The following is a 16,323-nucleotide window of genomic DNA, read 5'->3' on the forward strand; positions in this document are numbered from 1 at the left end:
GTGTGAACGATGGAGTTTAAGGAGTTTACAGCAAAAAATATAGATGATGCTATCACTGAAGCTTGCGAAGAACTCATGGTTACAAGTGATAGATTAGAGTATGAAGTTGTTTCAAGTGGTTCTGCAGGTTTTCTTGGTATCAATGCAAAGCCTGCTGTTATCAAGGCTAGAATTAAAGAAGAAAAGCCTGTTGAAGTAGAAGCTCCTAAGGCTGAATCTACTGATAGTAAACAGTTTTCTAAAAAGGATGATTCCAAAAAGAAAAATACTAACGCTGATTCAGATAATAAGCCTGAAGCAGAAGATAAGAAGACATCTAGCATTGATGGTGATGATCTTGTAAAAAAGGCAAATGATTTCCTCAAAGATGTTTTTGAAGCAATGAAAATGGAAGTTGTTGTAAATGCTAAGTTTAATTCTCAAGATAATATTCTTGATGTTGAGCTTAGTGGTGCTGAGATGGGTGTTCTTATAGGTAAGAGAGGACAGACACTTGATTCTCTTCAGTATCTTATTTCTCTTGTTGTTAATAAGGAATCTTCTGATTACATTCATGTTAAGGTTGATACAGAGAACTATAGAGAGAGAAGAAAGGCAACTCTTGAAAATCTTGCCAAGAATATTTCTTATAAGGTTAGAAAGACAAGACAGTCAGTTGCTCTTGAGCCAATGAATCCTTACGAGAGAAGAATAATTCACTCAGCTCTTCAGAACGACAGATATGTAACAACTCACAGTGAAGGTGATGAGCCTTTCAGACGCGTTGTAGTTACACTTAAGAAATAATTTCTAAAACTATAAAGTCGAGAGGGGATAACCTCTCGACTTTTTTCTTTAAGTTGAAAGTATTGTTTGTTCTTCTTGTGTTATAGTTATTGTGATAATGTTCAAATGTTTATAGGAAGATGACTATGGGTTCTGTACTTAATAATTTCAGTGGAGATACTATTTGTGCTATTGCCACAGCTATGTCTGATGCTGGTATTGGTATCATTAGAGTAAGTGGTCCTGATGCAATCAGTATCTGTAATAAAATTTATGTTTCAGCAAAAAAAGAGCATAATTTGTCTGAGCATAAACCTAACAGCATTACTTATGGATATATTGTTGATGAATCAATGAATCGTGACTTATGTGTAATAGACGAAGTTATGATCTCATTTATGAAAGCGCCACACAGCTATACCAGAGAGGATGTTATCGAGATTAATTCTCATGGCGGAATGCTAGTGATGAATCAAATACTAGAACTACTTATAAAAAGTGGTTGCAGAATGGCTGAGCCTGGTGAGTTTACAAAGAGAGCCTTTTTAAATGGTCGAATTGATCTAACGAAGGCGGAAGCTATCATGGATGTTATTAGTGCGCAGAACAATTTTGCACTTGAGTCCTCAAGAAGTCAGCTTCAAGGAAAAATATCTGAAAAAGTAAAAGAAATTCGTCAAAAGATAATTTACCAGATGGCTTTTATCGAGTCTGCGTTAGATGATCCCGAAAACTATGATCTAACTGGTTTTTCTGATAATTTAATTAATATAATAAACCCTATAATTTCAGAAATAGAATCTTTAATAGCTACTTCTGATGAAGGGAAAATCAGAAAAGATGGCATTAAGACGGTGATCATTGGTAAACCAAATGCTGGAAAATCATCTCTTTTAAACGCTCTTACAGGTGATGAAAGAGCCATAGTTACTGATATAGCAGGTACTACTAGAGATATCATTGAAGAAACAGTAAGACTTGGTGATATAATTTTGCATCTTATTGATACTGCTGGTATTAGAAACACCGAGGATGTAATTGAAAAAATTGGTGTGGATAAAGCAAAAGCAATGGTTAATGATGCTGAACTTGTACTATACATTCTCGATTCAACTTCTGAAATTGATGGTGAGGATAAAGAGATAATAAGTCTTTGTAAAAATAAGAAGACTATCGTGTTACTTAATAAAGATGACTTAAGTAGCAATATTAAAATTTCAGAAGAAATTGTTCGTAATCTTTTTTCAGAATCAGAAAATGAATCAGTTCCCGTTATCAAAACTTCTATGTTGAAGGGAAATGGTATTGAAGATTTAAAGTCTGCAGTTACTGATTTGTTTTTAAATGGACAGCTTGTTCCAAAGCAGGAACTGTATATTACTAATTTAAGGCACAAGAATCTTCTTCAAAAAACTCTGAATAGTTTAAAACTTGTAATTGATAGTATTGAAAAAGGGTTGTCTGAAGATTTTTATACAGTTGATCTTAATGATGCCTATGTAAGTTTAGGCGAAATAATAGGTGAAGAAGTTGGAGATGATCTTGTAGAGGAAATTTTCTCCAAGTTCTGTATGGGAAAATAAATTATGTTAGATATTAGAGAAAAATATGATGTTGCCGTAATAGGTGCTGGCCATGCTGGATGTGAAGCTGCTCTTGCTTGTGCCAGGTTAGGACTTGAAACTATTATATTTACAATGAGTGCTGACAATATAGCATTCATGCCCTGTAATCCCCATATTGGTGGGTCTTCCAAGGGACATCTTGTTAGAGAGATAGATGCTCTTGGCGGAGAGATGGGAAAAGTTATTGATAAAACTTTTTTACAATCCAAGATGCTCAATACTTCCAAAGGACCAGCTGTTCATTCACTTAGATGTCAGGCTGATAAGATGGAATATTCCAAAGAAATGAAAAGAGTTTTGGAGCATCAGGAACATCTTACAATTAAGCAGGCTGAAGTTTCTGAAATTATAGTAGAAGATTATAAGGTAGATAATTCTGAGGAAGAATATAGCAAGAAGATTGTCGGAATCAAGATTTTTTCTGGCATTATTTATGATGTTAAATCAGTTATTCTTTGTACTGGAACTTATCTTAAAAGCCGATGTCTTACAGGTGAAGCTATTACATACAGTGGTCCTAATGGTTTACAGCCTTCGAATCTTTTATCCCAGTCTCTTATAAATGCTGGTATTGAGCTTCGAAGATTTAAGACAGGTACACCTGCTCGTATGGACGGCAATTCTATTGATTATTCAAAAATGTCAGAGCAGTTTGGTGACACACCTGTCATTCCTTTTTCTTTTGACACTGATCCAGAAGATGTTCAAAGACCTCAGGTATCTTGTTGGTTGACATATACCAATGAAAAAACACATGAAATAATACGAAATAACATAGATAGATCACCTATTTATGCTGGTATTATTGAAGGCATTGGTCCTAGATATTGCCCTTCTATTGAGGATAAAGTTGTTAAATTCCCTGATCATGAAAGACATCAGGTTTTTGTAGAACCTGAAGGTACATATACTAATGAAATGTATATTGATGGAATGAGTTCTTCTCTTCCTGAAGATGTACAGATTGCAATGTATAGAACTGTTCCTGGTTTGGAAAATTGCAAGATTGTTAAGAGTGCGTATGCAATTGAATATGACTGCCTTTGTCCAGGTCAGCTTAATCCTACTCTTGAGATAAAAAATATTCGTGGTTTATTTAGCGCTGGCCAGTTTAATGGAAGTAGTGGTTATGAAGAAGCTGCTGCGCAAGGTCTTTATGCCGGAATTAATGCTTCTATGCAGATTCTTGGTAAGCCTTACATTTCTATTGATCGTTCAGAGGGATATATTGGAGTTCTTGTTGATGATCTTGTAACAAAAGAAAACTTGGAGCCATATAGAATGATGACTTCCAGAGCAGAGTATCGTCTTTTGTTGAGACAGGATAATGCTGACATTAGACTTAGAAAGAAAGGTCATGATGTTGGTCTTATTAGTGATGAAAAATACAATAAACTTATCAATAAAATAGATAGCATAAATTTGGAAGTTGAAAGATTAAAGAAAACTTCCGTTGGTGCTAATGCTACTATTCAGAAATTTATGGAGGAGAGCGGTAGCACACCATTAAAGACTGCGACTTCTCTTGCAGAACTTTTATGTAGACCAGAGTTCTCCTATGAAAAATTGGCCCCTATTGATTCTGATAGACCTTCATTAACTAAAGATATTATTGAGCAGGTTGAGATAACTATTAGATATGAAGGGTACATTAATAGGCAGGAAAGACAAGTTGAGCAATTTAAAAAACTTGAAAAAAGATTAATTCCTGCTGATATAGATTATGATGATGTCTCTAGTTTAAGACTTGAAGCTCGACAAAAATTAAAAAAATTCAGACCTGCTAATATAGGACAGGCTTCAAGAATAGGTGGAGTTAATCCTGCTGATGTATCTGTTTTATTAATATATCTAGATACTTTGAATAGAGGAAATAATGATGAGAGATAAATATGCAAGTATGATTGCTGATTTGAATACTTTTGGTGTTGAGATTAGTGATAAACAACTTCAACAGTTCAATACATATTATGAATTACTTGTAAAATGGAATGAAGTTATGAATCTGACTGCTATTACAGACTTTGAAGATGTATGTAAATTACATTTCGTCGATAGTATTTCAGCATGTCAGTTTTTTGATTTTTCTTCAGATGATTATTCACTCATAGATATTGGAACTGGTGCTGGCTTTCCAGGTATTCCTCTTAAGATAGTTTTTCCAAATCTTAAGATCACATTATTTGATTCTTTAAATAAAAGACTAAATTTCTTAAATGAAGTTATTGATAAACTTGATCTTAATAATCAAGGATCTATTGTTACTCTTCATGGTAGAGCAGAAGATTTTGCTTCAACTAAAAAAGACTCATTGAGGGAGACTTTTGATATTGCCGTTTCTCGTGCAGTAGCTAATATGTCAACTCTTTGTGAATATTGTCTTCCTTATGTGAAGGTAGGAGGAAATTTTATAGCTTTTAAAAGTGAGAAAGCTTCTGAGGAGTTAGTTAAGGCTAAAGGTGCTATTCATTTACTTGGTGGTAAGCTTACAAGTTCTAATGAATTTATTCTTCCGGAGTCTGATTATAGTAGAACAATATGTATTGTAAATAAAGTAGAACCTACCTCAAAAAAGTATCCACGTAAAGCTGGTGTTCCATCCAAAACTCCGCTTTAATATATCTTGTGTTTTACTTTTATTTGTTATTAAATGTTTCACGTGAAACATTAATATTTGAATTTGTTTATTATACAAAAAATTGTTTCACGTGAAACATTGAAACACAAAATCTAGTATAAATAACTGTGAAACATTAATCCGTGCAAGTAATTGTGTAATTAAGTCAGAAAATTATTCATACTAGATGTAGTTATCCAAAATAGTAAATGCTAAAAATAACTTATTTCGAAATATTTTTTTGGATAAAAGAGAAAAATAAGTAAGTTTTATAAAATGTATCAACCGCAAAAACTAATTTGTGATAAAATCATATTAGTGTTTAAATTGTGGAGGAAAAATGGGTAGAGTAATAGCGATAGCAAACCAAAAGGGAGGAGTCGGTAAAACAACGACTTCTATTAATTTGTCTGCAGCTCTGGCAGAAAAAGGAAAAAGAGTCTTAGTAATTGATACAGATCCACAGGGAAATACAACAAGCGGATTTGGTCTTGATAAGAATGAGTTAGAAAATACTATCTATGAGTTAATGATTGGAGAGTGTGATACAGAAGAAGCTATCCATAAAGAAATCTTTGAGAGAATAGATATTATTCCATCTAATGTAAATCTAGCAGCAGTAGAAATTGAGCTAATCGATGCTGATCAAAAAGAATATATCTTAAGAGAAGCAATCAGTAAAGTTAAAGATAACTACGATTTTATTGTTATAGATTGTCCGCCTTCACTCAGCATGCTGACAATTAATGCTATGACTACAGCTAATACTGTATTAGTACCTATCCAATGTGAGTATTATGCGTTGGAAGGACTTAGTCAGTTAGTACACACAGTAAACCTTGTAAAAGAAAGACTGAATCCAGAACTTGAAATGGAAGGCGTTGTCTTCACAATGTTTGATTCAAGAACGAACCTTTCTCTTCAGGTAGTAGAAAATGTTAAGGAACATATACAGGAAAATGTGTATAAGACAATAATTCCAAGAAACATAAGATTAGCAGAAGCCCCAAGCTATGGTCTACCTATAAATATATATGAACCAAAGTCTGCAGGTGCAGAAGCTTATAGACTTCTTGCTGATGAAGTTGTTGAGAGAGAGTTTTAATTGAATTAAGTGCGATTATTATAGTAATGATAAATGTTGGAGGAGACAAATGGCAGTTAAAAATGCGAAAAGAGGTCTTGGGAAGGGCCTTGATACTTTAATACCTGCAAAGGTAAGTACTACAAAAGAAACTAAGATTGAAGAAAAACATATTGAAGGTCAGATAGTTAATCTTAGCACTACCAAGATAGAACCAAATAAGAATCAGCCAAGAAGAACATTTGATGAGGATGCTCTTTTAGAATTGGCTGATTCAATCAAGCAGCATGGAATGATAAATCCACTTATTGTAACACCTAGAAAAAATGGTGGTTACATGATAGTGGCCGGAGAGAGAAGATGGCGTGCTGCAAAAAAATTAGAGTTAAAAGAAGTACCTGTAATAATCAAAGATCTTTCAGATGAAGAGATTGCTGAGCTTTCTATAATTGATAACTTACAGAGAGAAGATATCAATTCTATTGACGAAGCATTTGCATTTAAGCAGCTTATTGATGCGTATTCATATACACAGGACCAGCTTGCTGCAATAGTATCAAAGAGTAGAGTATATGTAACAAACTCTCTCAGATTATTAAAACTATGTAGCAGAGTTCAAGAAATGGTAATACAGGAACTGATATCTACAGGTCATGCAAGAGCACTTATCTCAATTGAAGATCCAAAGGAACAGGCTGAGATAGCTCAAAAAGTATTTGATGAGAATTTAAGTGTTAGAGAAACAGAAAAGCTTGTAAAGGGATTAGGAAAAACTTCCAAGAAAAAAGTTTCTAAGACTAATCCAAGTATCGAAGCTGTATATAGCGATGTTGCTGAAAAATGTAAACAGGCTCTTGGAACAAAGGTTGAAATTTCATCTAAAGGCGATGGAGTTGGCCTTATTCAGATTGAGTTTTATAACAATGATGATTTAGAAAAAATCATTGGAAGAATATGTAAAGAAAACTAAATACATAGTCGGGGGACAATAATGGAAAGCAATATATTCAGTGCATTAGGAATGGCAGGTTTAGATCCAGCGATATTATTCCTGGTGTTATTAGTTCTTTTGATCGGAGCATTTGTAATCATTATTCTTCAAGGGAAAAGACTTAAGAACCTGGAAAGAAAGTATTCCAAGTTCATGCAGGGAAAAGAAGCTGAGTCTCTGGAAGAAGAAATTGTGGGTCTGTTCCATGACAATAGAATGATCAGAAGTGAAAACGAAAAAAATAGAAAAGACATTATCAATATAAACAAAAGACTTAATAACTCTTTCCAGAAAATTGGATTAGAGAAATATGATGCATTTAGCCAAAATGGTGGTAAACTTAGTTTTGCACTTTGCATGTTAGATGAAAATGATAATGGATTTCTTTTAAATTCAGTTCACAATTCAGATGGAATGAACTACTCTTATTCAAAAGAAATAAAAGCAGGAATATCTGATGTAGAATTAAGCAAAGATGAAAAAAGAGCATTAGATAAGGCGTTAGAAAGTACAAACAGATAATATAATAACAAACGATATTTTAAATATATAGATATCATAAAGAAGCTAGGTAAAGATATCAACTCTATAAGGATAAAAAGATATCTTCAAATAAAAAATAACTTGGAGGAGATCAAGATGATCGACATTAAATTTTTACGTGAGAATCCAGATGTTGTAAGAGAAAACATCAAGAAAAAATTCCAGGATGAGAAGCTTCCTCTTGTAGATGAAGTAATCAAATTGGATGAGCAGAGAAGATCAAACCAGCAGGAAGCTGATGAAATTAGAGCTCACAAGAATAAGATTTCAAAAGAAATTGGTGCTCTCATGGCTCAGGGCAAAAAAGATGAGGCAATGGCACTTAAAGAAGAAGTTGCCAAGGAAGCCAAGAGACTTGAGGAACTTGAGGAAAACCAGAAGAAACTTGATGAAGAAGTTACAAATAAGATGATGATCATTCCTCAGATCATTGACGAGTCTGTACCAATCGGAAAAGACGATTCACAGAATGTTGAGATTGAGAAGTTTGGTGAGCCTGTAGTTCCTGATTTCGAGATTCCTTACCACACAGATATCATGGAGAGCTTTGATGGTATTGATCTTGATGCAGCTAGAAGAGTAGCTGGTAATGGTTTCTATTATCTGATGGGAGATATTGCAAGACTTCACTCTGCAGTTATCTCATATGCTAGAGACTTCATGATTGATAGAGGCTTTACATACTGTGTCCCACCTTTCATGATTCATGGAAACGTTGTAGCAGGCGTTATGAGTTTCCCAGAGATGGAAGCTATGATGTACAAGATTGAAGGCGAAGACCTTTATCTTATCGGAACAAGTGAGCATTCAATGATTGGTAAGTTCATTGATCAGATCATCCCTGAAGAGGAAATGCCAAAGGCTCTTACAAGTTATTCACCATGCTTTAGAAAAGAAAAAGGTGCTCACGGTATTGAAGAAAGAGGTGTATACAGAATTCACCAGTTCGAGAAACAGGAAATGGTAGTAATCTGTAAGCCAGAAGAATCAAAGACTTGGTATGACAAGCTTTGGAAGAATACAGTAGATCTTTTCAGATCAATGGATATTCCTGTTAGAACTCTTGAATGCTGTTCTGGAGATCTTGCAGATCTTAAGTGCAAATCATGTGACGTTGAAGCTTGGTCACCAAGACAGAAGAAATACTTCGAAGTAGGAAGCTGCTCAAATCTTGGAGATGCTCAGGCTAGACGTCTTAAGATCAGAATCAAGGGCAAAGATGGCAACTATCTTGCACACACTCTTAACAATACAGTAGTTGCACCACCAAGAATGCTTATCGCATTCCTTGAGAACAATCTTCAGGCTGATGGAAGTGTTAGAATTCCTGAAGTTCTTCGTCCATACATGGGTGGAAAAGAAGTTCTTGTACCAACAAAAAATAAATAATCGTGTGAAAATATAGAGATAAAAGAGGTAGAATCCCTGTGCATAAGTTCCTAAGAGCCGTGGGCTTTTCTAAAATTAAAAACAGAAAAGAGTTAAACGCTCTGATTACAGCCACAATTCAGGATGCCACAAGAAGAAATTATGTGACTACACCTGAGGATGGTATGATTGCGGAATTTACCAGGGATTTTGCTGATTATATAGGGCTGGCAGTATGCGGTGAATTTGATGAAGAAGATAAATTCATCTATGAATATTACTATCCATATCTCATTCCAACAAATGTCAGCACAGAGGAAGATATAAATATTGAAAGACATGCAGCAACTATCTCCTATGAGGGTGTTTGCAATGAACCAAGAGTAGGAGTGACACTTATTTTTTATCTTCAGAACATGATTCCTTATATCAAATATGAGAACGAGAAGAAATTTCCTATAAGGGGAACAACGTTAAGTTTGTCTGCTCTATCTACTAAGGGACAGATAATGATGCCCATTGCCAAGACCGAAGAAGAAAAAGAAGTCGCTAAAAAGAAAATGGGTTACCGCAACAAGCTCATTAACAATGCAAGAAAAGGCGATGAGACAGCAATAGAATCGCTGACGCTTGAAGACATGGACCTTTATACAACTCTTTCAAAAAAGATAAGAAAGCAGGATGTATATAGTCTTGTGGATTCTTATTTTATGCCTTATGGAGTAGAGTGTGATCACTACTCAGTTTTGGGAGAAATTACTGAGACTAAAAAAGTTAAAAACAGATTCACAGATGAGACAGTTCATATCATGCGTATTAATTGCAATGAACTGGAATTAGATGTGGCTATCAATGAAGTAGATCTTCTCGGAGAGCCAGCAGTTGGACGTAGATTTAAGGGAAATATTTGGATGCAGGGGGCAATTAATTATCCTGAATCCAAATGATTGTAGAACAACATACATAGTAGCCAACGTCGTGAGACTGCAGACTATAGCAATAAGGAAATATAATAAATAAATATTGATTAAAAAATCAAAATATGAAAGGAGACAAAGATATGTCAACACCACACAATAGTGCAGAAAAAGGCGATTTTGCCAAGACAGTCTTGATGCCGGGAGATCCACTAAGAGCAAAATTTATAGCAGAGAATTTCCTTACAGATGTTAAATGTGTTAACCAGGTAAGAGGAATGCTGGGCTTTACAGGTAAATATGAAGGAAAAGAGGTGTCTGTAATGGGACACGGAATGGGAATTCCTTCAATTGGTATATATACCTACGAGCTTTATAATTTCTATGATGTAGATAATATCATTAGAGTTGGTAGTGCAGGCGGAATGCAGGATGATGTTAATGTTAGAGATATCATTTTTGCAATGGGAGCGCATACAGATTCAAACTACGGATTCCAGTTTGGACTTCCAGGAACCTTCTGCCCAACAGCAACTTACGATATTCTTGAGAAAGCCGTAAATATCGCAAGAGATAAGAAAGTAAGATACCATGTAGGTAATGTACTTGCTTCAGATGCTTTCTACAAGAAGAACTGTGATGAGGCAGATCGTTACAGAAATCTTGGATGTCTTGCAGTAGAAATGGAAACTGTAGCTCTTTATATGAATGCTGCAGAAGCAAAAAAGAACGCGCTTACAATTCTTACTGTTTCTGATCATCTTTATAAGACAGAGGAACTTTCTGCTGAAGAGAGACAGAACAGCTTCACAGATATGATGGAAATAGCACTAAAGACAGCAATTCAGTTATAATAACCAGTTTTCGAAACGAGGTGTATAACGCACCTCGTTTTTTTTATGGTATAGGGGAAAAAATGGTAACAACTATTATAAAAATGTATATTACGCTCATTCCGCCAATTTTATCAGGCATGGCAAATATGGCATTTTGTAAATCTGATCTTTTAAAAAGCTTCAAAAAGCCTATAGATGGTGGACGAAAGTTTGTGGATGGAAAGAGAATATTTGGAGAAAATAAAACCTGGAAAGGTGTGATAGGCTATCTGCTTTTTAATATGATTTTTTATGTTATATGGGGGATGATCTGCAATATATTAAAGATTGAGCATCTAAATTTCTTTTATTATCAGCATAAAAATACGCAACAATTCAATATTTTGATAGGTTTATTACTTGGAATAGCATATTCTTTATTCGAACTTCCTAATAGTTTTATGAAGAGAAGAATGGATATTGTTCCAGGAAAAACAATGAATGGACCACAGAAGGTCTTTTTTATTTTTTTAGATCAGGCAGATTCAATATTTGGGCTGGCTTTAGTGGTATGGATGTTCTATGATCTAGGGATTGCCATGTATATAGCCTACGTTCTCATAGGAGCTTTTACCCATATAATAGTTAATATATTTTTATACAAAATAAAATTAAGAAAAAATATGTTTTAAGGTAAATAAAGTGGTAGTAGAATTATCAGATTTTAGTGAAATAAACAATAAACTTGGGAATAAAGGTAAATCACTGATAGAACTAAAAAAACAGGGATTCAATGTTCCATCTGGCTTTATTCTTGATACAGATATTTACGATAAGACAATCAGAGAAAGTCAAATAAGTATAGAGATAGACAGGCAGCTAAAAAATCTTAGCATGTCAAATGTAAGGGAAATCTCTGAAAATATACGTTGTCTATTCGACAAAGTAGCGCTTTCAAAGATAGTTAAAGAAAAGATATCTCTTTTGCTGGAAACAGATAAAAAGTATGCAGTCAGGAGTAGTGCTTCAAAAGAAGATTTGAAGGGATATTCATTTGCTGGGCAGTACGATACTTTTTTAAATGTTACAACAGATAAGATTGAAGAAAATATAATAAATTGCTACAGGTCAATGTTTTCAGAGAACACCCTCAAATATCTTCTTGATAACAACATGGATGCAAAAGATCTGAAGATGTCAGTTATAGTGCAGGAGATGGTTGATTCAGAGTTAAGTGGAATCTGTTTTACCATAAATCCTCAGACCGGCAAGGATACTGAGATGCTGATAGAAGTGTCAAAAGGTCTTGGCGAGAATATCGTAAGTGGGAAAAACAGGCCACAACAATACCATTATGATTGGTATGAAAGTAAGCAGGTGGGAGAAAAAGAAAAAAATCCGCTTATCAGCACAGAAAAACTTAAGGAATATGCAAAAGAGTTCCTGAATATTCAGCTCTTTTACGGATACCCCTGTGATATTGAATTTGCCATAAAAGATGATGAACTCTATATTCTACAGGCCAGGGCCATAACGAGCATCAAATATTCTGGATTAGAAGCAAACTGGACTACAGCCAATTTCAAGGACGGAGGAGTATCTGCAAGAGTAAGCCGCCCATATATGTACAGTTTGTACGAATACATTTGGGAATATACCCTTAGAAAATACCTTATTGATAGCAGGATCCTTATCAAGGACGAAATTGATAAGAAGCTTATAAACAGATTTTACGGAAGATGTTATTGGAATACATCAACTGTAAAAAGAGCTATGAGCCAGGTAATTGGCTATAAAGAAAGAGATTTTGATAATGAATACGGAATTAAGGGTGAGTATGAGGGTGATGGCAAAACCACAAAACTCACACCCAAAACCGGAATCAAAATGCTGAGGATTGCTCTAGGCCATATAAAAGTAAAAAAAGAACGCGCAAAGAGCTATGACAAACTCAAGGAAGAGCTTTTAGCAGATTATTATAAATACAAGAAAAAATACGATGAGCATAGCATAAAAGATATAAAGGCAGAATATATTGATATAACAAAGTCCGCGTATCTTAAAAGCGAGTCAACATACTTTTGGCAAGTGTTCCTGAATACAGTGCAGGAGGCGGTTTTCAAAAGTCAGCTACTTAAGATCATATCTGAAAGTGAGTATTTGACACTTCTTGGAAACCTTGAGGACGTATCTCATATGAGACCTTTTTATGAGATATGGGAGTTATCAAGATTCATAAGATTAGACCCAGAAGCTATGAGTGTATGGAAAGACTCATCAGATGAAGAACTATTAAATAAGTTTCATGAAAAAGAAGACAAATACATGAAACAGGCCGCCAAAATAATAGACAGATATGGTTATCATTCAGGCAGAGAACTGGATGTGACATACCCCTGCTATTATGAGGATCCGCTTCCAGTCCTTAAGATGATAAAGGATACAATAGGTCTGGATGACACTTATTCTCCAGTTAGTGATAAGGAAAAAGTTGAGCAGGAATACTTAAGGATCCTTCAGATAATCAAATTAAAAGTTGGAGAAAGAAAGTATAAAAAACTCTACAAGAAAATCCGTAAAATGAAGGAAATGCTCTGGTGGAGAGAAGAGTATAAGGATATTTCAACCAGGTATTACTATTTGATCCGCTGCTATACTATGGAACTGGCAAAAGAACTATATAAGCAGGAAGTAATTGCAGATGAGGAAGACATATGGTACTTGAAAGTCCAGCAGGTATGGGATTATTTGGAAGGTCACAGTACAAAAGAAATTCTTTCAGACATCATCAGTAAGAATAAGATATACTATCAGGCCTATAGAAACTATATGAGTGATAATGAGATAGGTCAGGAAATATCTTTTGACAGAGCAAGGTATTACGAGGATAAAGATGCAAGACATTTAAAGGGCCTTGGAACAGGCTGCGGTGTGGTTACAGGAACAGCAAGAGTAATAGAAGATATAGGTGATATCGACAAGTTAAAAACTGGAGACATACTTATAACAAAATTTACTGATACAGGCTGGACTCCGAAGTTCGCAATGCTGTCAGGAATAATAACAGAGTATGGCGGAGTTTTGTGTCATGCCGCTGTAGTATCAAGAGAATATGGAATTCCAGCAGTAGTCTGCTGTTACGGGGCCCTTGACAGGATCAGAGACGGCCAGGAAATAACAATTGATGGCACAAATGGAATTGTAGCATATTAGTGTAAATTGGGAGAAAAGAAATGTTTATAGGAAAATGGAATAAGGCAGTAATACTTACTTATATTGGACTTTCAATAGCAGTGACAGGAATGGCACTGGCTATAAGCGGAGCTGACATAAAATACGCATTTTTATGTCTTATGCTCTCAGGAATATGTGATCTTTTTGATGGAGCAGTAGCAAGAAAAGTTGAAAGAGATGATGAGGAAAAAGCCTTTGGTGTTGAACAAGACTCATTGTGCGATGTCATAAGCTTTGTGGCATTTCCAATAGTGATCCTTACATCTATGGGATTTAATAGAATATGGCACATTGCAGCATACGCTGTATTTGCAATATGCGGAGTAGCAAGACTCGGCTATTTTAACATTAAGACAGCTGATATCAATAAGCCAGCCAAGTACTTCACAGGCGTTCCGGTAACATATTCAGCACTGATATTTCCTGTGTTATACCTGGTCAGCTTTGTGATGCCTAAAAATATATTTGAAGTATTTGTAGTTTTATTTGTTCTGACAAAAGCATTTTTTGAAATCCTGAACATAAAGGTTCCAAAGCCAGGAAAAATCTCATATGTTGTCTTTTCTGTTCTTGGAATCGCCATGATGTCAGTATATTTGGTGGTACTATGAAATACTATGACAGAAAAAAAGGACAATATGTCGAGGAAAAAGAATCAGGGCAGAAGGCACTTGATTTTTTGTATAAAAACCCTTTTGGAAGGCTAATCCTAAAACTAACAATAAATCCTACTATTTCAAAAGCCTATGGAGTCTATAACAATAGCTCTTTTAGCGCAAAAAAGATAGAGAAATTCATCGCTGATAATGGCATAGACATGAGGGATTTTGAAAAAAGAAAATTCACATCCTTCAATGATTTTTTTACCAGAAAACTATCTGACGGGGCAAGAGAAATCTGCATGGAAAAAGAAAGCTTTATTTCTCCATGTGACTCAAAACTCCTTGCTTATAAGATCACAGAAGATTTAATGGTGGACATAAAGGGAAGTACATATAATCTTGTTGAACTTGTAGGAAATAAAGTAGACACCAGTTCTTTTAACGGGGGATGGTGCCTGATATTCAGATTATGCGTGGATGATTATCACAGATATATCTATCTTGATGATGGAAGACTTGATAAAACCCTGGAAATCCAAGGTAAGCTTCATACTGTAAGATCAATATCCAAAGATTACAGAATATATAAAGAAAATTCGAGAACTGTCAGTCTTTTGCAAACAGAGAATTTCGGGGAAATAATTCAGATTGAAGTTGGGGCCATGTTTATTGGCAAGGTAACAAATAACAACAAAGAAAACTTCAAAAAAGGCGATGAAAAGGGATTTTTCGAGTTTGGTGGATCCACAATAGCTGTACTTGTACAGGATAAAAAGATAGAACTCCACCAGGACATCCTTGATAACAGCAGAAAGGATATAGAATTAAAAGTTCGTTGTGGTGAAGTGATAGGGAGGAAGATATGTTAAAAAGGCTGAACATTTATTTTAAGGAAAGATATCCAATCATTCCAAGACTGATCCTTGGATTCATTGTGTTTATGGAGATTCATTTTATTATTCTCCTGAACGAAGGAATAACTACCTTTAACATAGGAATTCAGGAATTTGTTGGAGCATATACGGTATTTGCTTTCTTGTTATGGCTTAGAATTGCCGATGATCTCAAGGATTTTGAGACAGACAGCGTCCTTTTTCCAGACAGGCCGCTTCCCTCAGGAAGAGTAAAAAGAAAAGATGTAATGATCATCTGCACAATAGTTGAGGCAATAGCTGTTATTTTAAATGTACTGTTTATGAATAACCTTTTATTCTTTGTGATCCTGTATTTTTATGGATACCTTATGAGCAAATGGTTTTTCCAGAAAGCCAAGATACAGCCATGTCTGCCACTTGCTCTTGTGACACATAATCCGGTGCAGATGTTCATAAACCTATACATTATTTCTTTTACCGTACTCAAATATAATGTAAGAGCCATCAGTATCTATACGATAATGACGCTATGGACCCTGTATTTTCCTGCACTTATCTGGGAAATTGCCAGAAAAATACGAGCACCCAAGGACGAAACAGGTTACGTTACTTATTCAAAGCTTTTTGGCTACAAAAAGAGCACAAAATTTATCCTTATTCTGACAATTGTCGATATTATCACAAATATTATTTTGGTATTTAATTTGAATAAGATTTCTGTTATAGTACTAATAATTTTAGTTTCATGGATGACATTAAAATTTATTCAGTTCATGCGTGATCCAGAACAGTTCAAGGTTGTTGATAAAGTAGAGAGATATACATACTTGCAGGAATCAACTATGCTGATCACCGTTGCTGTATTTTTAATTATCGGAAGGATCTGA

General features: G+C 34.9%; 14 protein-coding genes and 1 pseudogene. All 15 read left to right on the top strand.

Annotated elements, in window-relative coordinates; translation table 11 throughout:
* Positions 1-9 precede the first annotated feature (9 nt).
* The 15 genes and pseudogenes from jag (at position 10) to G631_RS0109760 (ending at position 16,323) form a co-directional block, all read left to right on the top strand.
* Positions 10-786, top strand: a complete 777-nt coding sequence (gene jag / locus G631_RS0109690; RefSeq protein ID WP_026489269.1) for an RNA-binding cell elongation regulator Jag/EloR — start codon at positions 10-12, stop codon at positions 784-786.
* A 125-nt stretch (positions 787-911) separates the two neighbouring features.
* Positions 912-2,348 carry a tRNA uridine-5-carboxymethylaminomethyl(34) synthesis GTPase MnmE gene (gene mnmE / locus G631_RS0109695; protein ID WP_026489270.1) on the top strand — a complete coding sequence of 479 codons (1,437 nt, stop codon included), beginning with the start codon at positions 912-914 and terminating at the stop codon, positions 2,346-2,348.
* Between the two features lie 3 nt (positions 2,349-2,351).
* A pseudogene (gene mnmG, locus G631_RS0109700) lies at positions 2,352-4,280 on the top strand (tRNA uridine-5-carboxymethylaminomethyl(34) synthesis enzyme MnmG); the annotation flags it as partial.
* Positions 4,270-5,007 carry a 16S rRNA (guanine(527)-N(7))-methyltransferase RsmG gene (gene rsmG / locus G631_RS0109705; protein WP_026489272.1) on the top strand — a complete coding sequence of 246 codons (738 nt, stop codon included), beginning with the start codon at positions 4,270-4,272 and terminating at the stop codon, positions 5,005-5,007. The pseudogene mnmG and the gene rsmG, both read left to right, overlap by 11 nt.
* Positions 5,008-5,347: 340 nt before the next feature.
* Positions 5,348-6,112, top strand: coding sequence for a ParA family protein (locus G631_RS0109710; RefSeq protein WP_026489273.1), 765 nt, complete (start codon positions 5,348-5,350; stop codon positions 6,110-6,112).
* A gap of 49 nt (positions 6,113-6,161) precedes the next feature.
* The gene (locus G631_RS0109715) at positions 6,162-7,061 is read left to right on the top strand and encodes a ParB/RepB/Spo0J family partition protein (protein WP_026489274.1); all 900 of its coding nucleotides are present in this window, start codon (positions 6,162-6,164) and stop codon (positions 7,059-7,061) included.
* Between the two features lie 21 nt (positions 7,062-7,082).
* Complete coding sequence (locus G631_RS0109720) at positions 7,083-7,604, top strand: DUF4446 family protein (protein WP_026489275.1); 522 nt, start codon at positions 7,083-7,085, stop codon at positions 7,602-7,604.
* A gap of 117 nt (positions 7,605-7,721) precedes the next feature.
* Entirely contained in the window at positions 7,722-9,014 is a 1,293-nt protein-coding gene (gene serS, locus G631_RS0109725; protein WP_026489276.1) for a serine--tRNA ligase, read from the top strand.
* A 38-nt stretch (positions 9,015-9,052) separates the two neighbouring features.
* Positions 9,053-9,940 carry a DUF3881 family protein gene (locus tag G631_RS0109730; RefSeq protein WP_026489277.1) on the top strand — a complete coding sequence of 296 codons (888 nt, stop codon included), beginning with the start codon at positions 9,053-9,055 and terminating at the stop codon, positions 9,938-9,940.
* A gap of 113 nt (positions 9,941-10,053) precedes the next feature.
* Positions 10,054-10,764 (top strand): purine-nucleoside phosphorylase, encoded by a 711-nt coding sequence (gene deoD / locus G631_RS0109735; RefSeq protein WP_026489278.1) that lies wholly within the window; start codon positions 10,054-10,056, stop codon positions 10,762-10,764.
* Positions 10,765-10,826: 62 nt separating this feature from the next.
* On the top strand, positions 10,827-11,417 hold the full coding sequence (locus tag G631_RS0109740) for a CDP-archaeol synthase (RefSeq protein ID WP_026489279.1): 591 nt from the start codon (positions 10,827-10,829) through the stop codon (positions 11,415-11,417).
* 10 nt (positions 11,418-11,427) lie between these two features.
* Complete coding sequence (locus G631_RS0109745) at positions 11,428-13,938, top strand: PEP/pyruvate-binding domain-containing protein (protein ID WP_026489280.1); 2,511 nt, start codon at positions 11,428-11,430, stop codon at positions 13,936-13,938.
* 20 nt (positions 13,939-13,958) lie between these two features.
* Positions 13,959-14,570, top strand: coding sequence for a CDP-alcohol phosphatidyltransferase family protein (locus G631_RS0109750; protein WP_026489281.1), 612 nt, complete (start codon positions 13,959-13,961; stop codon positions 14,568-14,570).
* Positions 14,567-15,430 carry a phosphatidylserine decarboxylase gene (locus G631_RS0109755; protein WP_026489282.1) on the top strand — a complete coding sequence of 288 codons (864 nt, stop codon included), beginning with the start codon at positions 14,567-14,569 and terminating at the stop codon, positions 15,428-15,430. Before G631_RS0109750 ends, G631_RS0109755 begins: the two co-directional genes overlap by 4 nt.
* Positions 15,424-16,323, top strand: coding sequence for a UbiA family prenyltransferase (locus G631_RS0109760; protein ID WP_026489283.1), 900 nt, complete (start codon positions 15,424-15,426; stop codon positions 16,321-16,323). The genes G631_RS0109755 and G631_RS0109760 overlap by 7 nt, the downstream gene beginning before the upstream one ends.

The organism is Butyrivibrio sp. XBB1001, from assembly GCF_000424505.1.
In the GTDB taxonomy this organism is placed as follows: Bacteria; Bacillota; Clostridia; order Lachnospirales; family Lachnospiraceae; genus Butyrivibrio.